18 protein-coding genes and 1 tRNA gene are annotated in these 25,392 nt (G+C 68.2%); 14 read left to right on the top strand and 5 right to left on the bottom strand.

From position 1 onward, the window contains the following. Positions 1–95 precede the first annotated feature (95 nt). Positions 96–2,783 (top strand): ATP-binding protein, encoded by a 2,688-nt coding sequence (locus tag DBO33_RS12615; RefSeq protein ID WP_107660209.1) that lies wholly within the window; start codon positions 96–98, stop codon positions 2,781–2,783. Here DBO33_RS12615 and DBO33_RS12610 read toward each other — a convergent pair. After that, entirely contained in the window at positions 2,780–3,010 is a 231-nt protein-coding gene (locus DBO33_RS12610; protein WP_107655198.1) for a hypothetical protein, read from the bottom strand. The two genes, DBO33_RS12615 and DBO33_RS12610, sit on opposite strands and share 4 nt — an antisense overlap. A gap of 88 nt (positions 3,011–3,098) precedes the next feature. On the opposite strand from DBO33_RS12610, the gene DBO33_RS12605 reads away from it, so the two are divergent. From DBO33_RS12605 to DBO33_RS42720, 3 genes are all read left to right on the top strand, one after another. Beyond that, positions 3,099–3,536 (top strand): nitroreductase family deazaflavin-dependent oxidoreductase, encoded by a 438-nt coding sequence (locus DBO33_RS12605; protein WP_107655197.1) that lies wholly within the window; start codon positions 3,099–3,101, stop codon positions 3,534–3,536. A gap of 68 nt (positions 3,537–3,604) precedes the next feature. After that, positions 3,605–4,960, top strand: a complete 1,356-nt coding sequence (ilvA, locus tag DBO33_RS12600) for a threonine ammonia-lyase IlvA (RefSeq protein ID WP_107655196.1) — start codon at positions 3,605–3,607, stop codon at positions 4,958–4,960. Between the two features lie 525 nt (positions 4,961–5,485). After that, positions 5,486–5,567, top strand: a tRNA-Tyr gene (locus tag DBO33_RS42720). 5 nt (positions 5,568–5,572) lie between these two features. On the opposite strand, the gene dnaE is transcribed toward DBO33_RS42720, so the two are convergent. Further along, positions 5,573–9,121 (bottom strand): DNA polymerase III subunit alpha, encoded by a 3,549-nt coding sequence (gene dnaE / locus DBO33_RS12595; RefSeq protein ID WP_107655195.1) that lies wholly within the window; start codon positions 9,119–9,121, stop codon positions 5,573–5,575. A gap of 356 nt (positions 9,122–9,477) precedes the next feature. Here dnaE and DBO33_RS12590 point away from each other — a divergent pair, with 356 nt between their 5' ends. The 9 genes from DBO33_RS12590 to DBO33_RS12550 all read left to right on the top strand — a co-directional run bounded on the left by DBO33_RS12590 (position 9,478) and on the right by DBO33_RS12550 (position 19,766). Then, positions 9,478–9,927, top strand: a complete 450-nt coding sequence (locus DBO33_RS12590) for a hypothetical protein (protein WP_107655194.1) — start codon at positions 9,478–9,480, stop codon at positions 9,925–9,927. 83 nt (positions 9,928–10,010) lie between these two features. Beyond that, a complete protein-coding gene (locus tag DBO33_RS12585) occupies positions 10,011–11,210 on the top strand; it encodes a sensor histidine kinase (protein WP_107655193.1) in 1,200 nt (399 codons plus the stop codon). 331 nt (positions 11,211–11,541) lie between these two features. Continuing rightward, entirely contained in the window at positions 11,542–12,339 is a 798-nt protein-coding gene (locus tag DBO33_RS12580; protein WP_107655192.1) for a LytR/AlgR family response regulator transcription factor, read from the top strand. Continuing rightward, on the top strand, positions 12,336–12,695 hold the full coding sequence (locus tag DBO33_RS12575) for a hypothetical protein (RefSeq protein WP_107655191.1): 360 nt from the start codon (positions 12,336–12,338) through the stop codon (positions 12,693–12,695). Before DBO33_RS12580 ends, DBO33_RS12575 begins: the two co-directional genes overlap by 4 nt. A gap of 156 nt (positions 12,696–12,851) precedes the next feature. Beyond that, complete coding sequence (locus DBO33_RS12570) at positions 12,852–14,576, top strand: sodium/solute symporter (protein WP_199856952.1); 1,725 nt, start codon at positions 12,852–12,854, stop codon at positions 14,574–14,576. Positions 14,577–14,732: 156 nt separating this feature from the next. Further along, entirely contained in the window at positions 14,733–15,089 is a 357-nt protein-coding gene (locus DBO33_RS12565; RefSeq protein ID WP_107655190.1) for a DUF485 domain-containing protein, read from the top strand. Positions 15,090–15,142: 53 nt separating this feature from the next. Then, positions 15,143–16,723: a solute symporter family protein gene (locus DBO33_RS12560; RefSeq protein WP_107660207.1), complete on the top strand. Its 1,581-nt coding sequence runs from the start codon at positions 15,143–15,145 to the stop codon at positions 16,721–16,723. Positions 16,724–16,774: 51 nt separating this feature from the next. Then, positions 16,775–18,718 carry an acetate--CoA ligase gene (acs, locus tag DBO33_RS12555; RefSeq protein WP_107655189.1) on the top strand — a complete coding sequence of 648 codons (1,944 nt, stop codon included), beginning with the start codon at positions 16,775–16,777 and terminating at the stop codon, positions 18,716–18,718. Positions 18,719–18,830: 112 nt separating this feature from the next. Continuing rightward, positions 18,831–19,766: an extracellular catalytic domain type 1 short-chain-length polyhydroxyalkanoate depolymerase gene (locus DBO33_RS12550; RefSeq protein ID WP_107655188.1), complete on the top strand. Its 936-nt coding sequence runs from the start codon at positions 18,831–18,833 to the stop codon at positions 19,764–19,766. A gap of 138 nt (positions 19,767–19,904) precedes the next feature. On the opposite strand, the gene DBO33_RS12545 is transcribed toward DBO33_RS12550, so the two are convergent. The 3 genes from DBO33_RS12545 to DBO33_RS12535 all read right to left on the bottom strand — a co-directional run bounded on the left by DBO33_RS12545 (position 19,905) and on the right by DBO33_RS12535 (position 21,719). Continuing rightward, entirely contained in the window at positions 19,905–20,150 is a 246-nt protein-coding gene (locus tag DBO33_RS12545; RefSeq protein WP_107660206.1) for a type II toxin-antitoxin system Phd/YefM family antitoxin, read from the bottom strand. 88 nt (positions 20,151–20,238) lie between these two features. Continuing rightward, complete coding sequence (locus DBO33_RS12540; RefSeq protein WP_107655187.1) at positions 20,239–20,823, bottom strand: NADPH-dependent FMN reductase; 585 nt, start codon at positions 20,821–20,823, stop codon at positions 20,239–20,241. Beyond that, a complete protein-coding gene (locus DBO33_RS12535; protein WP_107655186.1) occupies positions 20,820–21,719 on the bottom strand; it encodes an alpha/beta fold hydrolase in 900 nt (299 codons plus the stop codon). The genes DBO33_RS12540 and DBO33_RS12535 overlap by 4 nt, the downstream gene beginning before the upstream one ends. A gap of 113 nt (positions 21,720–21,832) precedes the next feature. Between DBO33_RS12535 and DBO33_RS12530 the strand changes: the two genes are divergently transcribed. Beyond that, positions 21,833–25,084 (top strand): BTAD domain-containing putative transcriptional regulator, encoded by a 3,252-nt coding sequence (locus DBO33_RS12530; RefSeq protein WP_107660205.1) that lies wholly within the window; start codon positions 21,833–21,835, stop codon positions 25,082–25,084. Positions 25,085–25,392: the final 308 nt, after the last annotated feature.

Below are 25,392 nucleotides of genomic sequence, written 5' to 3'. Positions count from 1 at the left end.
CTATATCCCCTGTGTACGACACGACGGAACGGTGCGTCGAACGCAATGCCGACCGACCACTGATCACTCGTCCAGCAGACGGCTACGGTGTGCACATGCTCCAAGGAAGAGAAGCCGAACAAATCCAGATCGATCGGCTTCTCGCTGCGGCCCGCGACGGTCGCAGCGCCGCACTGGTGGTGCGCGGCGAACCGGGCATCGGCAAAACCGCACTGCTGGATTACGCGGCCGCGCAGGGCCTTCCGACGGTGCGCAGCGCCGGCATCGAGTCCGAGGCCGAATTGCCTTTCGCCGGACTGCATCTGCTGGTTCGGCCGGGAATCCACCTGCTCGATACGCTGCCCGACCGGCAGCGCGACGCACTGCGCGGCGCCTTCGGCCTGGCCGAGCACGACCCGGCCGACCGCATGCTCATCGGGCTCGCCGTGCTGTCGCTGCTGGCCGAGGAGGCGGCCGACGGCCCGCTGCTCTGCCTGATCGATGACGCGCACTGGCTCGACCGCGCGACGGCGGAGACCCTGCTGTTCGCGGCGCGACGCCTCGACGCCGAGGGCGTGGTGATGATCTTCGCGACCCGGACCGGCGACGCCGAGTTCCCCGCCCCCGGCCTGCCCGAACTCGTGGTGCCCGGGCTGCGTCAGGAAGCGGCGGCGGCGCTGGTCGACCGGCACGGCCCCGATCTGGCGCCCGCGCTGCGCTATCGGCTGCTCGCCGAGTCGGCGGGCAATCCGCTTGCCCTGCTGGAACTTCCGGCGGTGCTGGCCGCCGAGGCGCCGGACGCCGGGCTGAGCCCGCTGCCGCTGACCCAGCGCTTGCAGGTCGCCTTCCACGGACGGGTGAGCAAGCTGCCGCTGCCCACCAGAACGCTGCTGCTGGTCGCGGCCGCGGCGGGCACCGCGGAACTGGCGACGACGCTGCGGGCCGCCGCCGCGCTGGGCGCGCAGCTCGCCGACCTGCAACCCGCCGAAGACGCAGGCCTGGTGCACAGCGACGGACGAACCCTCACCTTCCGCCATCCGCTGCTGCGCTCGGCGGTGTACCAGGGTGCGCCGCTGACCCAGCGCCTGGCCGTGCACGGCGCGCTCGCCGAGGCGTCGACCGGGCCCGAGAACGCCGACCTGCGCGCATGGCATCTGGCCGCGGCGGCGACCGGGCCCGACGAGGCGACCGCGACGGCGCTGGAGGACACCGCCGATCGCGCGCGGAGCCGCTCCGGGTACTCCGGTGCCGTCACCGCCTACGAGCGGGCGGCCGGGCTGAGCACCGATGCGGCGGCTCGACTGCGCCGATTGGTGCTGGCTGCCGAAACCGCCGGCGAGGCCGGGCAATTGACTCGGGCGCGCACGTTGGCCGAGCGGGCCGGCGCGCAGACCACCGATCCCCTGCTCACCGCTCGCTTGCGCCTGGTCCTGGCGACCGCGGAGTTCGGCGTCGGCAAACCGCGCGCGGCGCACGAATTGTTCTTGGCCGCAGCGGATTCGGCGCGGACCGGTGATCCCGTGCGGGCGGCCCGCGTCCTGTCCCAGGCCGTGCACACCGCGTGGTATCTCGGCGCGGCCGAATTGGCAGACGTGGCAACCGCATTGACGGCGCTGTCGCTGCCGGACGACGAGCCGCTCACCCCGATCGTCGGTTACGTGGTCGCGGCCATCCACGGCCGGTTCACCGTCGACCTGCGCGCGGCCGCCGCCGAGGCGTGCCGTCGAGGCGCCGACACGCCTCGCGATCTCGTGCAGATGTGCGGCACCGGGCTGGTGGTCGGGCAGGACGAGCAGGTCACCGAGCTCGCGCAGACGCTCATCGCGCAATGCCGCGATCAGGGCCGGATCGCCCTGCTGCCCACCTTGCTGTTCTTCCGCGCCGAGGCCGAGCTGTTCCTCGGCCGGCCCCAGGAGGCCAGAGTCGCCGCGACGGAGGGGTTGCGGATCGCCGAGGACATCGGGCAGGGGCAGTGGATAAGTCAGCAGTCGACCTTCCTCGCCTATCTCGCCGCGCTCGAAGGTCGCGGGGAGCAGTGCCGTGAACTGGTCGATCGCGCGCAGGCGGAGGAGTTCGGCGGCGCGGCGGCGGCCGGGGCACAGTGGGCGTACTGGGCGCTCGGCGTGCTGGATCTCGGTCTCGGCCAGGTCGACAGCGCGCTGTCCCGGCTGGAAGCGGCGAAGAACGAGCCGATCCGTCATCAGGTGACCGGGCTCCGCGCGATACCGGATCTGATCGAAGCCGCGGTCCGGATGGGCAAGCCGGAACGGGCCGACGACGGGCTCGAACGTCTCGAGACCTGGGCCGCGGCGTCCCGGCAAAGCTGGGTGGAAGCACTGGCCTGCCGCTGCCGGGCGCTGATCGACGACGCGAATGCCGAGCAGCACTACCTCGCGGCGCTGCGGCTCGGCGGGCGGCCGTTCGAACATGCCAGAACTCAACTGCTGTACGGCGAATGGTTGCGCCGCAATCGCCGGAAGGCCGACGCGCGGATCCAGTTGCAGCCCGCGCTGGAGGTCTTCGAACGGCTCGATGCCGGTCCGTGGGCCGAGCGGACCCGCACCGAACTCGGCGCGCTCGGCATCGGTACGGCCACCCGGCCCGCGCACGGCGTGCTCGCCGCGCTGACCCCGCAGGAACTGCAAATTGTGCGGCTCGCGGCGCAGGGCATGTCCAACCGGGACATCGCGGCGCAGCTGTTTCTCAGCCCGCGCACGGTCGGGCATCACCTGTACAAGGCGTATCCGAAGCTCGGTGTGGTGTCGCGGGGTGAACTCGCGGAGCTACCGCTCGACGCGGACTAGCGGCCGGTGCGCTCGGCCGAGCGACGCGCCACGGCCAGACCGACAATCCAGCGGGTCGCGCCGACCGCAGCGGCGATCAACACCGCCACCTGCGGCGATCCGGTGATCAGCGCAAGAATCAGACAGGTCACCAGCCCGGCGGCCAGCGCCTCGAGCTTGTAGAGCGGCCACGCGCTGCCCGCGATGTCGATCGTCGCGGAGCGGGTCGGCGGGTGCACAACTGCCATCCAGTAAGGATATACGCACGACGAAGTTCGGTCTACCGAACTTCGGTGTCTCGGGGAACACAGTCCGGCGCGGCTACGATCGATGGTTATGCCACTGACAGGAGAATACGAACCGAGCCCGTCCGCCCAGGCACGCCAGCAGGTCGAAACGTATGAGAACTCCGGCGGCACCAAGGGCACCACGATGCAGGGCAAGCCGGTCATCCTGCTCACCACCAAGGGTGCGAAGTCCGGCAAGCTGCGCAAGACCCCGCTGATGCGGGTGGAGCACGACGGCGAGTACGCGGTGGTCGCCTCGCTGGGCGGCGCACCGACGAATCCCGTCTGGTACTACAACATCAAGGCCGAGCCGCACGTCGAACTGCGCGACGGCCCGGTGAACAAGGACTACACCGCGCACGAGGTCTTCGGTGACGAGCGCCAGCTGTGGTGGGACCGGGCCACCGAGGTCTGGCCCGACTACATCGAATACACCAAGAAGACGGATCGGACCATCCCCGTCTTCGTGCTGACCCCGCGGGACTGACCGCACCTTCCGCGCAGCACCGCCACCCGCCGCAGCAGCCCGACGCGGCGGGTGGCAGCATATTTCGGGTGTCCAATCCGCTTGATGTCATCGACGCACTGTCCGCTTCTCGTCCCGCGCTGAGCGCGGACGAGATCGACGCTGCCGCCAAGCGAATTGCCGACATTATCGAGCCGACTCCGCTGCAGCGCAGCGAGCGGCTCTCGCGGCTCACCGGAGCGAACGTCTACCTCAAGCGCGAGGACCTTTCCGCGGTCCGCTCCTACAAGCTGCGCGGCGCCTACAACCTGGTGGTGCAGCTGACCACGAGCGAGCGCGCGGCCGGTGTCGTCGCGGCCAGCGCGGGCAATCACGCGCAAGGTGTCGCGTTCGCCTGCCACGCGATGGGCATCAAGTGCCGCATCTACGTACCGACCACCACGCCCAAGCAGAAGCGGGACCGCATCCGGGTGCACGGTGGCGAATTCGTGCAACTGATCGCGGTCGGCGAGACCTACGACGCCGCCGCCGCGGCCGCCGCCGCCGATGTCGAGCGCACCGGCGCGACCATGGTGCCGCCGTTCGACGACGCGCGCACCGCGGCCGGGCAGGGCACCATCGCGCCGGAAATCCTGGAGCAGCTCGGTACCTCCCCCGACCTGGTGGTTGTGCCGGTGGGCGGCGGTGGCTGCCTGGCCGGCATCGGCACCTACCTGCGGGCACGGTCGCCGCGCACCGCGCTGCTCGGCGTGGAACCGGCGGGTGCGGCCTCGATGACCGCCGCGCTGGTCGCGGGCGGGCCGGTGACGCTGCCGGAGATCGACCCGTTCGTCGACGGTGCCGCGGTACGCCGGATCGGCGCGGTGCCCTTCGCGGCGATCGCCGGGTTCGGCGGCCGGGTGGTCTCGCACGCCTCGTTGCCGTTACTGACCACCACCGAATCCCCCAGCGGCGCAAGCTCTTTCCGGATGATGCAGGTCGACGAGGGTGCCATCTGCACCACCATGCTCGACCTGTACCAGAACGAGGGCATCATCGCCGAACCCGCCGGCGCGCTGGCGGTTACGGCACTCACCGAGCTCGCGGTGGAACCCGGATCGACGGTGGTGTGCCTCGTCTCCGGCGGCAACAACGATGTGTCGCGCTACGGCGAGATCATCGAGCGCTCGCTGGTGCACCGCGGCCTGAAACACTATTTCCTGGTGGACTTTCCGCAGGAGCCGGGCGCGCTGCGGCGCTTCCTGGACGAGGTGCTCGGACCGGACGACGACATCACCATGTTCGAGTACGTCAAGCGGAACAACCGCGAAACCGGCTCGGCGCTGGTGGGTATCGAGCTCGGGGCGCCAGAGGGCTTGGGCGCGTTGCTGGAACGGATGGCCGAGTCGCCGATCCAGTGCGAGCGGCTGGAGCCGGGCTCCCCGGCGTACCGCTATCTGACCTGAGCTAGGGCCTGTCGCAAAGTCCGGCCGGATGCATCCGGGGGCTGGATCGTCGCCTGGCAAGGCGGAGGAGTTGCCGATACCGGGTTTGTATCGGCGACGACGACAACGCGGCCAGGCGGCGATCCAGCCCCCGGAGGCGCCGGATGGGACTTNAAGTAACATAGTGATCGTGAGCTATGAGAATAGTATAAGAGGAAGAGGGTGGAGTGCAATTTTAAGGAGGGTAGTAAAGACAGTGGAAGAAAAGGGATGTTTTTTTTTTTTTAAAGAAGAGGCCGACATACGAGATCTAGTAGGGTCGGGGGGGCTCGGAGATGTGTAAAAGAGCCACCCCACCCCCCACCCCCCACCCCAAACTAGTGCACTACCCCCAACCGCCGCACCCTTTCTCGGGATCCACACCCACTGCGGCCCCCACAGTGAGTGCAAGTCCCGAGAAATGGTGCAGCTCCGCGCTCAGGCAAACCCAGCGATAGGTTCCCCGAACCACCCACCCGATCCCCCGCCGACTCCCATACTGGACCCGGAAGCGTGCCTGATCGGAAATGGGGCCAGCACTGTAACTGGCTGGGCATTGCCCATACAGGTTCGAATCCTGTCGCTTCCGCTACCTCACACGGCCAAACATCCGGGCCCGAGCAACGCCTTCAAATCACCCATCAGCGCCGACGACGGCGTAACCCGCAAGCTGTCATCGAGTTTCAACAACGTCGTCTTCTCCCGCGACCCCACATGCCGAACATGCACATCGGCAGTACCGGGATGCCGCGACAGAATCTTCTTGAATTCGCTGATCTTGTCCGGCGTACACATCCGAGTGGACATCACCACCGCGAGCGGCTTGGCGACACCGATCGAGGACAGGTCCGGCACGGCAAGATCGTTGGCGATCAACGAGATCCGGTCGTCGCGCACCGACACCCGCGCCTTGACCAGCACCACCGCGTCCTCGACCACATCCATGCCGTACACGGAGTACGCCTGCGGGAAGAACAGCACCTCGATGCCACCGGCCAGGTCTTCCAACTGCGCCGAGGCCCAGGCCAGGCCGTTCTTGTTGATCCGCCGGTTCACCGAGGCGAGGATGCCGCCGACGGTCACCTGGGTGCCGTCCTTGATGTCACCTTCGAGGATCGCCGGGATCTGCGTATCCGATTGCGCCGCAAGGACATGCTCGACCCCGTTGAGCGGATGCCCGGACACGTACAGGCCGAGCATCTCGCGCTCCAGCGCCAGCTTGTGCTTGGACTCCCACTCGTCGTCGGGAACCTTCACGTTGAACACCGACGACACCGACTCGTCGGCGTCGACCCCGCCGAACAGATCGAACTGCCCGATCGCCTCCGCCTTCTTGGTGGACATCACCGCGTCGATGGCGTCGGAGTGGATCAGCAGCAGCCCCTTGCGCGGATGCCCGAGCGAGTCGAATCCGCCTGCCTTGATGAGGGATTCGGTGACCTTCTTGGTGCAGGCCACCGCGTCGATCTTGTTCAGATAGTCGGAGAAGTCGGTGAACTTCGACTTCTCCTTGCGCGCGGCGATGATCGAGGACACCACGTTGGCGCCGACGTTGCGCACCGCGCCCAGCCCGAACCGGATGTCCTTGCCCACCGAGGCGAAGTTCAACTCGGACTCGTTCACGTCCGGCGGCAGCACCGTGATGCCGAGGCGACGGCAGTCCGACAGGTAGACCGCGGCCTTGTCCTTGTCGTCACCGACGGAGGTGAGCAGTCCGGCCATGTATTCGCCGGGATAGTTGGCCTTGAGGTAGGCGGTCCAGAACGAGACGAGACCGTAGCCCGCGGCATGCGACTTGTTGAACGCGTACCCGGCGAACGGAAGGATGGTGTCCCACAGCGCTTTCACCGCGGCCTCGGAGAAGCCGTTGGCGGTCATGCCCGCGTGGAAGCCCTTGTACTCGGCCTCCAGCACCTCGAGCTTCTTCTTACCCATGGCCTTACGCAGCGCGTCGGCCTTACCCATCGAGTAGCCGGCGACCTTCTGCGCGATGAACATGATCTGCTCTTGGTAAACGATCAGACCGTAGGTCTCCGAGAGGATGTCCTTGAGCGGTTCCTCGAGTTCGGGGTGGATCGGCGAGATCGGCTGACGGCCGTTCTTGCGGTCGGCGTAGTCGTTGTGCGCGTTCATGCCCATCGGGCCGGGGCGGTACAGCGCGAGCACCGCGACGATGTCGTTGAAGCCGGTCGGCTGCATGCGGCGCAGCAGGTCGCGCATGGGACCACCGTCGAGCTGGAACACACCGAGGGTGTCACCGCGGGACAGCAATTCGTAGGTGGCCGGGTCGTCCAGCGGCAGGGTGTCCAGGTCGAGGTCGATGCCGCGGTTGGCCTTGATGTTCTCCATCGCGTCACCGATGACGGTGAGGTTGCGCAGGCCGAGGAAGTCCATCTTCAGCAGGCCGATGGCCTCACACGACGGGTAGTCCCAGCCGGTGATGATGGCGCCGTCCTGGGCCCGCTTCCACACCGGGATGGTGTCGGTGAGCGGCTCCGAGGACATGATCACCGCGCAGGCGTGCACACCCGCGTTGCGGATCAGGCCTTCCAGTCCGCGGGCCGTCTCGTAGATCTTCGCGACATCGGGGTTGCTGCCGATGAGTTCGCGGACCTCGGCGGCTTCCTTGTACCGCTCGTGGTCGGGATCCATGATGCCGGACACCGAGATGTCCTTGGCCATGATCGGCGGCGGCAGCGCCTTCGAGATCTGGTCGGCGATGGCGAAACCGGGCTGACCGAACAGCACTCGGGCCGAGTCCTTGATCGCCGCTTTGGTCTTGATGGTGCCGAAGGTGATCACCTGGGCGACCCGGTCGCTGCCCCACTTCTCGGTGGCGTAGCGGACCATTTCACCGCGGCGGCGATCGTCGAAGTCGATATCGATATCGGGCGCGGACGGACGCTCCGGGTTCAGGAACCGCTCGAACAGCAGGCCGTGCGGGATCGGGTCGATATTGGTGATGCCCAGCGCATAGGCGACCAGCGAACCGGCCGCCGAACCACGGCCCGGACCGACCCGGATGCCCACCTCTTTCGCGTGCGAGACGAGGTCACCGACGACGAGGAAGTAGGCCGGGAAGCCCTTCTGCTTGATGACGTCGAGCTCGAAGTAGGCGCGGGTGAAGTACTCGTCGGGCACCCCGTCGGGGAACCGGCGCGCGAGTCCACGCTCGACTTCCTTGCGCAGGAACGAATTCTGGTCCTCGCCCTGGGGCACCGGGAATACCGGCATCCGGTCGCGGAACTCCCAGACGTCGTCGTAGGACTGCACCCGCTCGCCGATGGCCACGGTGTTGTCGCAGGCGCCGGGCACCTCCGAGTCCCACAGCTCGCGCATCTCCTCGGCGGACTTCAGGTAGTAGCCGTCACCGTCGAACTTGAAACGAGTCGGGTCACTGAGCGTCTTGCCGGTCTGAATACACAGCAGCGCTTCGTGATTGGTCGACTGGTCCTTGGTGACGTAGTGGCAGTCGTTGGTCGCGATCGGCGGGATGCCGAGCTTCTTGCCGATCTCCAGCAGGCCCTCGCGGACCCGGCGCTCGATGGACAGCCCGTGGTCCATGATCTCCAGGAAGAAGTTCTCCTTCCCGAAGATCTCCTGCCACTTCGCCGCCGCCTCCAGGGCTTCGCGATCGTGGCCGAGGCGCAACCTGGTCTGCACCTCACCCGAGGGGCAGCCGGTGGTCGCGATGATGCCCTCGGCGTACTGGGCGATGATCTCCTCGTCCATGCGCGCCCACTTGCCGAGCTGACCCTCCAGCGACGCCAGCGACGACAGCTTGAACAGGTTGCGCAGCCCCGTCGCGTTCTCGGCGACCATGGTCATGTGCGTGTAGGCGCCGGAACCGGAGACGTCGTCGCCCTTCTGGCTCGGATCGCCCCACAGCACGCGTTTGGTGTCGAACCGGGAGGCGGGCGCGATGTAGGCCTCGATCCCGATGATCGGCTTGATGTCGGCCTTCTTCGCCGAGTTGTAGAACTCGGAGGCGCCGTACATATTGCCGTGGTCGGTCATCCCGACCGCGTTCATTCCCAGCCGTTTCGCCTCCGCGAACAGGGGTGAAATTTTGGCCGCACCATCGAGCATGGAGTACTCGGTGTGGTTGTGCAGGTGAACGAACGATCCGGACGAGGCGGCCAAGACGGTCCTTCCTCCCAAGGTCTCGACGGGGGTTGGCTGGACCGATTCTAGGGGTCCCCACCGACTGGTTCGGACAGGCGCGCGGCGCCATCGTTGGTGTTCGGCGTGTCGGTGGCAAAGATCACCGGCGCGTCTCGCCGACCTACGGTACTTGCGTCCGAATTCCGCTAGTAGGGCCGGGTCGGCGTTTCCCGCACACGCGAAATTCGGCCCGATCCAATCGGAGTCGAGTGCGCTCGAACGCAACCCGGCTGCCCCCAGAATCGATGGCAACCTACAGCGGTTACCACCCTCGAAAGCGGGCACAGCCACAGCACATTCAACAGATACGAGTGTGCCAACCCATCGAGGTACTGATGAAGTCGCTCAAAGCACTGTTCGCCATTCCCGCTGTTCCCGCCGCCGCGGCAGCCGGCCTGGTCGCCACCGCAGCCCCGGCCGCAGCCCAAATCGTCGACCCGTTCGAGAGTGTCTACTCGCTGACGCAGGGGCTGTGCGTCGCGCAGGTGAGCTCCTCGGTCGTCAGCAACGCCTACCCGGAGCACGCGGGATTCACCGTGGCGACCAGCATGTACGGCGTCGGCGGCTGCAGCCTGCCGCTCACGCTGAACTGGCGCAACGTGGACACCGGTGAGACCGGCACGTTCACCGTGACCGCGCAGGGCCCCGGATATTGGAGCAACAGCGGGCGTTCCGCGTTGTTCCGCCCGGGCATCGGCAAGTTCACCGCCACGCTGACAGTCGGCGCGGCGCACATTCCGGAGCCCGGCACGGCCGAGTTTTGGGTCGACCGCTACGAGGGTTGAGCCGACCTCCGACCGGCACTTGCCGCCGGACGCCATAATCACCGGATGAACGCGCTGCCGGTGTGCCGGTTTCCGGGGCCACGATGACGACCACCGTCGTCGCCCTCGTCGTCTCGGCGGCACTGATCGCCGGTGCGCTGGTGATCTGGCCCCGAACTCGCCGGGTGGTGACCACCCCCGCCGAGCGCGCGGTGCATTCCGCGCTGCACACCGCCTCCCTCGCGGCGATTCCGTTGCGGCGCGGGCTCACCGAACAGTCGGCGCAGGAGTCCGCGCCGCACCTGCGGCTGCTCACCGGTGCCGAGGCGCTCGGCGTGGCCGACCCGGACGGCACGCTGCTCGCCTGGGACGGCCCGCATGCCGAACTCGCCGAGCACTTCACCGACGCGGCCAAGCGCGCCGTCGCCGGGGAACGTCCGGTGCTGGTCGCCGGTCCCGGCAGTGGCGAGCACGCGGGCCGCACGCTCATCGCGCAACCGCTGTTGATCGACAGCACCGGGGTGGCCGGGGCGATCGGCGTGGTCACCACCGGTCAACCCGGGCCTGGTTGGCTCGGCGCGGTCGCCGAGGTGGCCCGGTACGCCTGCGGCCAGCTCGAATTGGCCGAACTCGACGCCTCCCGGGCCCGGCTGGATCGCGCCGAAGTGCGCGCGTTGCGGGCTCAGATCAGCCCGCACTTCATCTACAACGCGCTCAACACCATCGCCTCGTTCGTGCGCACCGACCCGGACCGAGCTCGCGAACTGATCCTCGAATTCGCCGACTTCACCCGCTACTCGTTCCGCGCCGCAGGCGAATTCACCGTGCTCGCCGACGAACTGCGCAATATCGAGCGCTACCTCGCCCTCGAGCGCGCCCGCTTCGGCGACGCGCTCGACGTGCGCTTGCAGATCGCACCGGAGGTCCTCGGCGTCGTGCTGCCGTTCCTTGCCCTGCAACCCCTGGTGGAGAACGCGGTCCGGCACGGCCTCGCGGGCGGCACCCGCGGCGGCACCGTGAGCATCACCGCCACCGACGCGGGTACCGACTGCCTGATCAGCGTCGAAGACGACGGTGTAGGCATGGATCCGGAGCTGCTGCGCTCCGGTGCCCTCGACGCCATCGAAACCGGTAGCGGTCCAGCGGGTTCCGGCGAGTCGGCGCACGTCGGCCTGTCCAACGTGGACGATCGCCTGCGCGCCGCCTTCGGCAACGACTACGGCCTCATCGTCGAAACCGCCCCCGGCGCGGGGACGAAGGTGTCCCTCCGGGTCCCCAAATTCCGAGCGGGCATCCAAGCATGACCCGGGGCACCGACGACACAGCGTCACGCGACGTCCCCCGGCGACGCGCAGACGCGCACCGGGAACACAGCACGGCACAGCACCCGCCACCGAGGTGGAATCACCAGCTATCGCCAGCGAGCGAACCGAAGGCGCAGCGTGGCACGGCGCTTGCGAGCGAGCTGGCGTCGCGAGCCGCACGCCATGGCAGTGACCTGGAGTCGTGAGTGGCACATGATTGCGGCAAACAGCGAGAAGCTCGCACCGTGGTGTGCCACTCGATCGCACGTACGCGAGGTGAGGCGGGGACTCGGGCGAGGTGCGGGAACCGATTGCTTACGATGGAGCGGTTGTGACCCGGACCACTGATAAAGGGGCCGGTACCTTGCGTGTGCTGGCCGTCGACGACGAGAAGCCTGCTCTGGACGAGCTGGTGTATCTGTTGCGCGCTCAGCCCGGGGTCGGCGAGATCCACCACGCGGCCGACGCGACCACGGCGCTGCGGATGTTGCGCGCACACGCGGTCGACGCGGTGTTCCTGGATATCAACATGCCCGGTCTGGACGGTATGGAGCTGGCCGGCATCCTGTCGGAGTTCGCGAACCCGCCCGCGGTCGTTTTCGTGACCGCGCACGACGACCGGGCGGTGGCCGCCTTCGATCTCGGTGCCGTCGACTACCTGCTCAAACCGTTGCGCGAGGAACGGCTCGCCGAGGCGGTGCGCCGGATCGCGGCCACCCGCGGCACCCCGGCACCGGTCGCCGACGAACCGAGGGCCGATCCGAGCGAGGTCATCCCCGTCGAGCTCGGTGGCGTGACCACGCTGGTGCCCCGGTCGAGCGTCAGCTGGGTGGAGGCGGACGGCGACTACGCGCGCCTGCACACCAGCGCCGGTTCGCACCTGGTGCGGATTCCGTTGTCCGCGTTGGAGTCCCGGTGGCAGGATGCGGGTTTCTTGCGCGTGCACCGGTCTTACCTGGTCGCACTGCGGCTGGTGACCGGCCTGCGCACGGTCGGCACCGGGACGGTGGTGTGCCTGCGCGCCGACGGCAATGCCGGCGCGGTGGAGCTGCCGGTCAGCCGCCGACAGGTGCGCGAGCTGAAACAGCGTCTGGTGCACGGCCCCCGGCAGCAGTGGACCGGCCAATGACCGGACCGCAGCCCCGGCAGCGCGTTGTGCTGTCCGAACGTCGCGGCGCACGACGCGTGCGCACCAGGATGGAGGTGGTCGAGCAGACCGAGATCGGCGAGGCGCTGATCGGCGGCCTGATCCGGGCTCAACTCGGGCTCGCGTTGCGCCTCGGTTTGGTCATCGTGGTCGTATTGTGCGCGCTCCCTGTGCTTTTCGGGATCGGCTCGATCGGCTCGATCGTGGTGTTCGGCATGCGCCTGCCGTGGCTGCTGCTCGGCGTCGCGGTCTACCCGCTGCTGTACCTGGCCGGGCGGTTGTACGTCCGCCTGGCCGAACGCAACGAACAAGACTTCCTCGACCTGGCCGAGGACTGACATGCACAACCACCCGACAGACGGAGCCGCACACCTTTCGATTTCCCGCATACCGAATCGCATGCGAATCCGTGTGCTCGAAATCAAAAGGTGTGCGCATTGGCCAGCTGGTCGGGCGGGGGTTCGGTGACGGCGGGCTCCGTGCCGGTGCTGACCATGCTGGCGCTGATCTTCGCGGCCCTCGCCACCGTGGCGATCGGCGCTTACGGAGTTCGCCTGGCGCGCACCACCTCCGACTTCCTCGTCGCCTCTCGCAGCGTCCGGTCCGGCTGGAATGCGGCGGCCATCTCCGGTGAATACCTCTCGGCCGCTTCGTTTCTCGGCGTTGCCGGGTTGATCGCGAAGTACGGCGCGGACGCCCTGTGGTACCCGGTGGGTTTCACCGCCGGGTACCTGTCGCTGCTGCTGTTCGTCGCGGCGCCCTTGCGACGGTCAGGGGCCTACACGGTGCCCGACTTCGCCGAATTCCGTTTGGGCTCGGTCCGACTGCGCAGGCTGGCCGCGCTGGTGGTGGTGCTCGTGTGCGCGGTGTATCTGATTCCGCAGTTCCAGGGCGCCGGGTTGACGTTGCATACGCTGCTCGGCGTGCCCGACTGGGTGGGTGCGGCGGCGGTGGGGTCGATCGTGATAGCGAACGTGGCGGGCGGCGGCATGCGGTCGATCACGCTGGTGCAGGCGTTCCAGTACTGGTTGAAGTTGACCGCGGTGGCAATTCCGGCGCTGGTGCTGCTCGGCCATTTCTTCGCCGCGGACCAGCAGCTCGGCGCGCCCGCTCCCCCGGTGGTCACCGAGCGCACGGTGGTGGACGTGCGCACCGCCGTGGTGGTGCAGGTCGCTGCGCCACAACAGGTTTCGATCACCGGAACACTCGACGACCGGCCGGTGGGCGGTCAGGTGCTGCTGGCCCCCGGCGCGCACAAACTTTCGGCGGGCACCGAATTGGTATTGGAGGCGGGAGCCGCGGTGCCGGTGGTGGCCGGAGCACCCGCGAATGGCGCCGAATGGCTGGAGCCGGGCGGCGGCTTCGGCGGCACTCATCCGACGTACCAGGTCTATTCGCTCATCATCGCGACCTTCCTGGGCACCATGGGCTTGCCCCACGTGCTGGTGCGCTTCTATACCAATCCGGACGGACGGGCCGCGCGAGCGACCGCGCTGGCGGTGATCGGGCTGGTCGGCGTGTTCTACCTATTCCCGGTGCTGCTAGGAGTTTTCGCGCGGCTGTACGTGCCACAGCTGCTGATCACCGGCACCTCCGACGCCGCCGTCGTGCTGCTGCCGGGCTCGGTAGTCGCCGGTCTGCCAGGACAATTGCTGGCCGCGCTGGTCGCCGCAGGTGCGATCGCGGCGTTCCTGTCCACCTCGTCGGGCTTGCTGGTGAGCATCGCGGGCGTGCTCAGCACCGACATGCTGCGCGGGCGGATCCGCGACTTCCGCGCCGCCGCGGTGGTCGCAGGCGCTGTGCCGCTTGCTCTTTCGCTCACGGTGGCCTCGCTGGACCTGTCGCGCACGGTCGGTCTCGCGTTCGCGGTGGCCGCCTCGACCCTGTGCCCGCTGCTGGTACTCGGCATCTGGTGGCGGGGCCTCACCGCGGCGGGCGCGGCGGCCGGGCTGATCGCCGGTGGGCTGGCCGCCGGTGGCGCGACGGTGGTTTCGGTGACCGGCGGGCTGTCCGACGAGGTGGCGGGCGGCTGGCCCGCCGCGCTGCTCGGCTACCCCGCGGCGATCAGTGTCCCGCTGGCGTTTGCGGCGATGATGCTGGTCAGCAAGGCGACTCGCGGACCGGGCCCACGCCGGGTCGGCCACATCTTCGTGCGCATGCACGCCCCCGAGCGGCTCGGCATGGGCGCCGACCGCGAACGCAGCCTGCGCTCCAACTGAGCCGGCGCACCGGGCCCGACCGTTCGTCGCATCGGAGCAACCGTTCACCGCACAATCGGCCGCCTTCCCGGAGTGACCCAGGCCACATCATTCTTTCCTCACGAACGCCTGGCTACCGTGCTGAACAAGTAAGCCATGTCACAAGCTAGGACGACCATGACAAGTACAGAACTCGACGGCAGCGCCCCGCGGCGCACGCCGAGTGCAGACGAATTCGTCGAAGTACAAGCCAGCCCGGACTTTCAAGAGTTACGAAACCGACTGCGCCGCTTCGTATTTCCGATGACCGCCCTGTTCCTGCTGTGGTACCTCAGCTACGTGCTGCTCGGCGCCTACGCGCACGACTTCATGGCGACGAAGGTCTTCGGCAACATCAACGTCGGATTGCTGCTCGGCCTCGGGCAATTCGTCTCCACCTTCGCCATCACCGCGCTCTACGTCCGGTTCGCCAACCGGGAACTGGATCCGCGTGCGGCGGCCATTCGCAACCAGCTCGAGGGGGGCCACGCGTGAATCACGTCAGCACCTACGCCGCCAGTGCCACCATCGGCAACCCGATCGCCAACATGGCGATCTTCGGCGTCTTCGTCGCGATCACCATGGTCGTCGTCATCCGGGCCAGCCGCAACAACGCCACCGCCGCCGACTTCTTCACCGGCGGCCGCGGTTTCTCCGGGCCGCAGAACGGCGTTGCCATCGCGGGTGACTACCTCTCCGCCGCAAGCTTTCTCGGCATCGCAGGCGCCATCGCGGTATACGGCTACGACGGGTTCCTGTACTCCATCGGGTTCCTCGTCGCCTGGCTGGTCGCCCTGCTGCTGGTCGCCGAGATGCTCAGGAACACCGGCAAATTCACCATGGCCGACGTGTTGAGCTTCCGGCTCAAGCAAGGGCCGGTGCGCACCGCCGCGGCGTTGACCACCCTCGCGGTCTCGCTGTTCTATCTGCTCGCGCAGATGGCCGGTGCCGGTGGTCTGGTCGCACTGCTGCTCGACATCTCCAGCAAGGCCGGGCAGGCCGTCGTGATCGCCGTGGTCGGCGTGCTGATGATCGTGTACGTGCTGGTCGGCGGCATGAAGGGCACCACCTGGGTGCAGATCATCAAGGCCGTGCTGCTGATCGCCGGTGCCGGACTGATGACGGTCATGGTGTTCGCCAAGTTCGGCTTCAACCTGTCCGGCATTCTCGGCTCGGCGCAGCAGCACGTGTCCGAGTCGACGAACAAGGGTGTGGCCGCCCGTGACGTGCTCGCCCCCGGCGCACAGTACGGCGGCAGCGCCACCTCGAAGATCAACTTCCTGTCTCTCGGTCTGGCGCTGGTGCTCGGCACCGCGGGTCTCCCGCACGTGCTGATGCGCTTCTACACCGTGCCGACCGCGAAGGAGGCGCGCCGGTCAGTTGTGTGGGCGATCGGTCTGATCGGCGCGTTCTACCTGTTCACCCTGGTGCTCGGCTACGGTGCCGCCGCGATCGTCGGCCCGGACCGGATCCTGGCCGCGGCGGGCGGGCAGAACTCCGCGGCGCCGCTGCTGGCGTTCGAACTCGGTGGCGTGATCCTGCTCGGCATCATCTCCGCGGTCGCGTTCGCCACCATCCTCGCGGTGGTCGCGGGCCTCACCATCACCGCGGCGACCTCGTTCGCGCATGACATCTACGCGGGAGTCATCAAGAAGGGCAAGATCGATGACGACAAGCAGGTGCGGGTCTCCCGGATCACCGCCGTCGTGATCGGCGTGCTCGCGATCGGCCTCGGCATCCTCGCCAACGGCCAGAACATCGCGTTCCTGGTGGCGCTGGCGTTCGCGGTGGCCGCGGCGGCGAACCTGCCGACCATCCTGTACTCGCTGTTCTGGAAGCGGTTCAACACCACCGGCGCACTGTTCAGCATGTACGGCGGCTTGATCTCCACCATCGTGCTGATCGTCTTCTCCCCCGCGGTGTCCGGCACCAAGACCTCGATGCTGTCCAACTTCGATTTCGACTACTTCCCGCTGTCCAACCCCGGAATCGTCTCCATCCCACTGGCTTTCGTGCTCGGCATCGTCGGGACCTTGCTCGGCAAGGCCGATGAGAACCCCGCCAAGGCCGCCGAGATGGAGGTCCGCTCGCTCACCGGCGTCGGCGCCGAAAGGGCGGTGGTGCACTGACCCCTGTCGGATAGTCGTTGTCCCCCTTGTGCTCTCGTTAGGAGATATCGCGTGACCAGCGCAACCACCGATGCCCGCGACACCACACCGGTGTCCTACCCGCCCAGCGAAACTTTCGTTGCGACGGCCAACGCCGATGCGGGCCTCTACGACCGCGCGGCAGCGGATCGGCTGGAATTCTGGGCCGAGCAGGCGAACCGGCTGTACTGGGAACAGCCGTGGACGCAGGTTCTGGACTGGAGTGGCGCGCCGGTCGCGCAGTGGTTTGTCGGCGGCAAGCTCAACGTCGCTTACAACTGCGTCGACCGGCACGTGCTGGACGGGCACGGTGACCAGGTCGCCATTCACTGGGAAGGCGAGCCCGGCGACTCACGCGATATCACCTACGGCGAACTGCGCGACGAGGTGTGCAGGGCGGCAAACTATTTGACAGAGTTGGGGCTGCGCGCGGGCGACCGGGTCGCCATCTACATGCCTATGGTCCCCGAGGCCATCGTGTCGATGCTGGCCTGCGCCCGGCTCGGTCTCACCCATTCGGTGGTGTTCGCCGGCTTCTCCCCCACCGCGCTGCGCCAGCGGGTGGACGACGCCGGGGCACGGCTGGTGATCACCACCGATGGGCAATGGCGGCGCGGCACCGCGGCACCGCTCAAAGCGGCCGTCGACGAGGCGCTCGGTGGTGCGCCGTCGACCGTCGAGCACGTTCTCGTGGTGCGGCGCACCAACATCGAGGTGCCGTGGACCGAAGGACGCGACCTGTGGTGGCACGACACCGTCACCGATGCCTCGCCGGAGCACGAGGCGCAGGCGTTCGATGCCGAGCACCCGCTGTTCATCCTCTACACCTCCGGCACCACCGGCAAGCCCAAGGGCATCCTGCACACCTCCGGCGGCTACCTCACCCAGGCGTCCTACACCCACCACCACGTCTTCGATCACAAAGCGGGACAAGACGTCTACTGGTGCACCGCCGACATCGGCTGGGTCACCGGACACAGCTACATCGTCTACGGACCACTGTCCAACCGCGCCACCCAGGTGATCTACGAGGGCACGCCCAATTCGCCGGACGAGCACCGGCATTTCCAGATCATCGAAAAGTACGGCGTCAGTATCTATTACACGGCACCCACCCTGGTGCGGACCTTCATGAAGTGGGGTCGCCAGATCCCCGACGCGCACGATCTGTCCTCGCTGCGCCTGCTCGGCAGCGTCGGTGAGCCGATCAACCCCGAAGCCTGGCGCTGGTACCGAGAAGTCATCGGCGGCAACCGGACACCGATCGTGGACACCTGGTGGCAGACCGAGACCGGCGCCATCATGATCTCGCCGCTGCCCGGCGTCACCGCGACCAAGCCCGGCGCGGCGATGGCACCGCTGCCCGGTATCTCGGCGAAGGTGGTCGACGACGACGGCACCGAACTCGACCGCGGCGCAGCCGGACTGCTGGTGCTCGACCAGCCGTGGCCGTCGATGCTGCGCGGCATCTGGGGCGACATGGAGCGCTTCCGGACGACCTACTGGGACCGATTCGCCGGTGACGGCTGGTATTTCGCCGGTGACGGGGCCAAGCTCGACGCCGACGGCGACCTGTGGGTGCTCGGCCGGGTGGACGACGTGATGAACGTGTCCGGCCACCGGATCTCCACCGCCGAAGTCGAATCCGCGCTCGTGGGGCACCCGGCCGTCGCCGAGGCCGCGGTGGTCGGTGCCACCGACGAGACCACCGGACAGGCCATCGTCGCCTTCGTCATCCTGACTGCCGAAGGCAAGGACACCGGCGACGCGCTCGTCACCGAGCTGAAACGCGCGGTGTCGCAGGAGATCAGCCCCATCGCGCGGCCGCGCGAAATCCATCTCGTCCCTGAGCTGCCCAAAACGCGCAGCGGCAAGATCATGCGCAGGCTGCTGCGCGACATCGCCGAGGGGCGCGAGCTGGGCGATACCTCGACCTTGGTCGATCCCAAGGTTTTCGAGGCCATCGCCCGCGGGTAGCACCCGCTCCCGCGACGGACCCGGCCACCCGAAATGGCGATGAGGGGACGGGTCCGTCGCCCAGGGAATCGAGGTCATGCCTGATCAGGCGGCCAGCAGTTAGGCTTCCGGTGTGCGAGTCACCGAGCTTCGCCTGTCCGCCGTCCTCCTGCTGATCGCCGCCTATCTGCTGGCCGGCATGCCAGGGGCGCAGGCGCAGATCGATCGGCGCTGCTTCACCAATGACGCGGGCACCCGCTGCTACTACCTGCATGTGCCGCCCGGTGCGACCGCGGGCAAACCGCTCATGGTGTATCTGCACGGGTGCGACGATCCGCTCGCCCACCCCCGGCCGTCCGGCTTCTCGCTCACCCGGGTGGCCGACGAGATGGGTTTCGTACTCGCGTATCCGCTGCAAGATCAAGCGGCGAACCGGCAGCAGTGCTGGAACTGGGACAAGGCCGAGAATCAGCAGCGCGGTCAGGGTGAGCCGTCCATCATCGCCGGTATCACCACCGCGCTCATCGAGCAGTTCCAGCTCGATCGCGCCCGCGTCTACCTCGGCGGCTACTCCGCGGGCGGCGCGACGGTCACCAACCTCGGCGCCACCTACCCCGACCTGTACGCGGCCATCGCCCCCATGGCGGGCGCGCCGTACCGAACCAGGCTCGACGGGCAGGCGATCATCGACGCGATGGGCCCCCGCGCCCGCCCCATGCCCGCCTTCTTCCTGCAAACCCTCTTCGACCAGATCAGCAACATCGTCATCGGACGCACGAACCTCGCCCAATGGCTCGCCGCCGACAACCTCGCCGACCCGGGTTCCGCACCCGCACTACCGACCAGCACCCAGGTTCTCGTCATCGGCCCCGGCCTGCCGATCCCCCTCACCGTCGAGCACTACGCCAGCCCCCGCGGCTGCGAACTGGCCCAATTCACCACCCCCCTACTCGCCGAGCACGCCCTCGGCGCCGGCCTGCTCCAGCAAGATCACGGCATAGAAATCCAACGCAACCTCATGCGTTTCCTCCTCGCCCACCGCATGCCCCCACCAGCCCAAACCTGCTGAAACCCCCAAACCCCCAGCGCCCCACCAAGATCCCCGCGCCAATCCGAGGTTTCCGATCCAATCACCATGGGGTAACCCACCTATCGGCGGACCCGGCCACCACAGCGTTGAGGGGGGCCGGGTCTGCCGCCGACCCCGCTACGTCAGATCGTCCGTCGTCCAACGCTTCTGGCAACTCCCGCCGAGGCCGGTCGGGTCAGGACCGAGACGAACCAATTCCTGAAGTATCTCCGAGGCGGGAATCCATTGCCGTCGCCGAGGTATGGGGACGATCTTCGCTACTGGACGGTGGTCCCGCCAGATTTCGATCTCTTCACCCGCTTCGACGCGGCGCAAGACCTCTGCGGTGTGATCGCGGAGGTCCTGGGCTGACAGTGCTGTCATGCTGCGACTGTAGCGCTCGCGACGGTCGTCGCAGTGGCAAATTTCAGCGCATGCCACCACAGAGCTGTCCCGGCTCTTCGGTTGCTCCCTATCGCACGAAAGGGGTTGTGGTGCGGGCGGTGCGGAGGGCGGTGGCCCACCAGAGGAGTTGGTCTAGGAGGGTGTTGACGGCTTCGTCCAGTTCGGGGTCGCGGCGGGGCCAGGTGCCGTCGGCGGCGAAGCGCTGCCAGGTTTTGGTGATGGTGATGGTGCGGCGGATGGGGACGGCGTTGAGTTCACCGAAGATCTGGCGGAGCTGGGTGGCGGCGTGGCCGCCGTCGGTGTCGCTGCCGTAGCCGACGACGGTGACTGGCTTGGCGGCCCATTCGGTGTCGAACCAGTCGATGGCGTTCTTCACCGCCGCCGGGAAGCTGCGGTTGTATTCGGGGGTGACGACGATGAAAGCGTCGGCGGCGGCGAGCCGGTCGCCGAGGGTCCGCACGGCGGCGGGGGCCGGTTCGTCGTGGCCGGTCAGCTGGTCGGGCAGGCCGGCGGCGGCGAGATCGATGCGGTCCAGGTCGAGGTCGCGGCGGCGGAGCCGACCGGCGAACCAGTCGGCCACCGTCGGCCCGAACCGCCCGGCGCGGGTGCTGCCGACGATCAGCGCCACCCGCAACCGGCCGGTGCCGGTCATCGGGTCGCCTTGACGGGGGCGTCGAGGAAGGCCGGGATCATCGGCAGCAGCAGTTCGGGCCGGTGCACCAGGGTGATGTGCGAGGTGCCGGGCAGGATGGCCAGCTGTGAATCCGGCAGTCCGGCGGGGCTGTCGCCCATGATGCCGCCGCCGAACAAGCGGAACATCTCGACCGCGTGCTCGGGCCGGATGATGTCGGAGTCACCGATCACCGTCAGCGTGGGGGCTTTGCTCTGGCGCACCGCGTCTGCCGCGAACACCGGACTGGCGTTCTGATCGTGTTCGGTCACCCGGGCCACCAGGCGCGGAAAGTCTTCGGGGCGCGGCGCGTTCTTCAGGTAGTCGTCGTGGAACGGCGAGCCGTGCAGCTGTTCGGGCTTCAGCTCGGCGAGTCCCTCCAGCAGACCGGGGTGCATCGCACCGGCGTCGAGACCGCCCGCGGCGAGAATCTGCTTACGCACCAGCTCGGGGTGGGTGAGCGAAATCTGCAGGGCGACACCGGCACCCATGCTGTAGCCGAAAATGTCGGCGCGCTGGACACCGAGTGTGCGCAGCAGTGCCACGGTGTCCTCGGCCATCTGCGGCGTGCGCAGCGGACGGTCGATGTCGGCGGTGCGGCCGTGCGCCTGCTGTTCGACGGCGATGACCTGGCGGGTCTTGGACAGTTCCGGGATCAGCTGGCCGAAGTCGGTGCCGATGCCGGACAACGCCCCGTGCAGCAGCACCAGCGGCGGCTGCTCGGTCGGGGTGCCGTGCACCTCGTAGTACATGTGCAGACCGTTCACATCGGCGTAGGCGCCGGGCTTGGCAGCCTCGGCCGGGACGTCGGCGGTGCCGCAGCCGGTCAGCAAGGCGGTCGCGGCGAGGGCGGCGGCGAAGAGGGTGGTGAGTTTCATGGCGGGCTCTTTCGGTGTGTTGTTTCCGTGTTGTCAGCAACTCTGACGGGCGCACCTTCCGGTTTGTTTACGGTGTGATTCCGCTGGACAACACCGTCGCTAAGCTGCCTCGTATGCGTTTCGGTGTGCTCGGTCCGTTGGCGGTCTGGACGGATTCCGGCACACCCGTGCCCATCCCCGGCACCAAGGTGCGCGCGCTGCTGGCGGACCTGCTGGTCAACGCCGGGCAACCGGTGTCCGGTGACCGGCTTATCGACGACATCTGGGCCGATGAACCGCCCGGCAATCCGGCGGGCACCCTGGCCGCCAAGGCGTCCCAGCTGCGCCGGGCGCTGGAGGACGCCGAACCCGGCGGCCGCCACCTGGTGGTCTCGCCGCCGCCCGGCTACCGGCTCGCCTGCACCGAGCTCGACGCGCTGCGCTTCCGCGCACTGGAGGCGACCGCCCGCGAGACGGCCGAACCGCGGGCCAGAGCCGAGGCACTGAGCGAGGCGCTCGGCCTGTGGCGCGGACCGGCGTTCGCGGACTTTCGCGACGCCACCTTCGCGCAGCCCGCCATCGCGCAGCTGGAGGAGCAGCGGCTCGTCGCGGTGGAAGAACTGGCCGAGACGCGCCTGTCGCTGGGCGAATACCGCGACGTTGCCAGCGATCTCGCCACCGTCGTCACCGAACATCCACTGCGCGAACGACTTCGCGGCGCGCAGCTGCGGGCGCTGTACGGTGCGGGACGACAGGCTGAAGCACTCGACAGCTACGAGGATCTGCGCAGACAACTGGCCGACGAGCTCGGCCTCGACCCGAGCCCGGAATTGGTCGCGCTGCAACGCTCGATCCTCGGCCAGGACCTCGAACTCGCCGCGCCACGGCCGGAAACGGTGCTGCGGCGGCGCAGTTCCAATATCCCCGCCCAGCGCACCGAGCTCATCGGCCGCGCCACGGATCTCGCCGAGCTACGCCGCGTCGTCGCCGATACCCGCCTCGTCACGCTGACCGGTCCTGGCGGGGTCGGCAAAACCCGGCTCGCGCTGGCCGCCGCGACCGCGCTCACCGACCGATTCCCGCATGGCACTTGGCTGGTCGAGTTGGCGCCACTGCAGCCGACCGCGGCCGACGGCGCGACCTTCCTCGTCGACGCGGTCTCCCAGGTGCTCGGCATCCGCGCAAGCGATGGCGCCGACCCGGTCGAGTTGCTGTGCGAGGTGCTCGCCGAGCAGGAACTACTGCTGGTGCTGGACAACTGCGAACACGTGGTGGAGCACGCCGCCGATCTCGCCGAACTGCTGCTCGGCGCGGCGCCGAACCTGCACATCCTGGCCACCAGCCAAGAGCAACTGCGCCTGCCGGGCGAGGACGTCGTCGCGGTCGAGCCGCTCGCGGTGCCCGCATCGCACGCCGAGGTCGCCGATCTCGAACAAACCAGCGCGGTACAGCTTTTCGTCGCCCGGGCCCGGGCGAGCGCCCGCGATTTCGTGCTCGACGCCGACACCGCCGAACCGATCGCGACGCTGTGCCGCAGGCTCGACGGCATACCGCTGGCCCTGGAACTTGCCGCGACCCGCGTGCGTGCGCTCGGCGTCCACGAGATGGTCGCCCGCCTCGATGACAGGTTCCGGCTGCTCGCTACCGGCCACCGTGGTGCGCCGCCGCGACAGCAGACGCTCACGGCGATGATCGACTGGAGTTGGGAGCTGCTCGACGCGACCGAGCAGGCGGTGTTGCGCCGGTTGGCTGTACATGCGGGTGGGTGCACCCTCGAAGCTGCCGAAATTGTCTGCGCCACAGGGCAGTTCGATGATGAGACGGTCGGCACCGACAATGCGCCGCTCGACGAATCCACCATCGCCGATGTCGTTGCTCGGTTGGTGGACCGGTCGCTCGTGCAGGCCGCGGGTCGGCGTTATCGACTGCTGGAGTCGGTCGCGGCGTTCAGCCTCGATCGGCTGGCCGAGGCCGGTGAGTTCGATGCGGTGCATCGGGCGCATCATCGGTATTACCTGACGCTGGCCGAGCAGGCGGCGCCCGAGCTGCACGGTGCGGATCAGCAGCGGTGGCTGCGGCGACTGGATGCCGAGGCCGCGAATCTGCGTGCGGCACTGGCCGGATTCGTTCGGGGCGGTGCCGCCGACGAGGCCTTGCGGCTGGTCAGCGCACTTGCTTGGTATTGGCTGCTGCGCGGGCGGTTGACCGAAGCCCGGCGCTGGTTCGACACCGCGCTGGCACTGGGTGGTTCGGCACGGCAGCGCGCCTCGGCACTCGCCTGGCGGGTCGGGTTCACCTTCCAGCAGGGCGAATTCGCCGACGGCGCGGCCAAGCGGCGCGACATCGCGGCCATGTATGACACCGTCGACGACCCGGCGGGCCGAGCACGCGCCGAACTGTTTCTCGCCTTCTCCGCGCTCGAATCCGGCGACATCCCGGAGCTGGAAGCCCTGGTGCACCAGGCGCTTCCGGTCTGCGAGCAGCTCGGTGACCGCTGGGCCGTAGCGTTAGGCCAGGTCTGCCTGGCCAAGGCCGCACACAGCCGCGTCGACCTGACCGCGCTGGAGCAGCACGCCCGCGCCGCCGCCCGGCTGTTCGCCGAGATCGATGACCGCTGGGGCAGACTGCAAGCCGCCGAGTGGCTCGGCGGCCTCGCCGAACTGACCGGCGACCTGTCCGGTGCGACCGACATCCACACCGAGGCGCTGGGTTTGGCACAGGAGCTGGAGCTGTGGGGTCAGGTGTGCACCCACCTCTGCTGGCTCGGCTGGATCGCCATGCAGCACACCGAGTTCGATCGCGCCGAAGTCCTCGCCGAGCAGGCCGTGCGGGTCGCCACCGAACACGGTTACGCGCCCGGTCGGCTCTTCGCCTCCGTCGTGCTCGCCTTTACCGCCCGCCGCAACGGCAAACCCGATGTGGCCGAACACATTCTGCGGGAGATTCTCGCCACCGCCCCGGCCGACGGTGAGGAGACACCGCTGTTCGTGCCCATGCTCCAGGTCGAGCTCGGCTACCTCATCGAACAACACGGTGACCCGTCCGCCGCCCTCGCCATGCACCTGATGGCACTCGACGGCGCCCAGCGCATCGAGGCCCCACGCGACACCACGTTCGCACTGGCCGCACTGGGATCAGCCGCGGCGGCCCTCGGCGAGTTCGACACCGCCGCCCAGCTTCTCGGTGCCGCCCACACCGTGCGCGAGGACAACGGCATCCCTGTCCTCCCCGCCGAGCGTCCGGACATCGACCTCCCCACCGCGATCACCCGGGCTGCCCTGGGCGAAGCCGCCTTTGACGCGGCCTTCACCACGGGCTCCGCACTGACCGTCCAGGCTGCCCGCGCCTTGGCCGCGAATGTTGCCGTGGCACCGGCACACAGCTAGTCACGATGGGTACAGCTGGACGCCGTTAGGTCGCAGTCCACCGCTCCGACAGCGGATCTCCGACGCGGGTGCGCCGACCGCAGCGCGGCCGACCGACCTGAGCCGCGATGCGCGGTGGCCGCCGTCGCGACCAGACCCGTACCGCAATAACACGACGACGGACCGGTGCCGCGAATATTCGATTGAACCGTTGGAGTGCCCCATCCCGTTGACAATGCGTGGAGCGGTACCGGCACAGCCCGCAGTTCCGGGTCGCTCCGGCCGTCCGACGACGGCCGCATATCGAGGAGATCCGTATGAAACGTCTC

The sequence above is a fragment of the Nocardia suismassiliense genome, from assembly GCF_900269665.1.
Taxonomy (GTDB): Bacteria; Actinomycetota; Actinomycetes; order Mycobacteriales; family Mycobacteriaceae; genus Nocardia; species Nocardia suismassiliense.
Note: the sequence above shows the minus strand (reverse complement) of the source record. Positions and strands in the feature narration are given on the sequence as shown.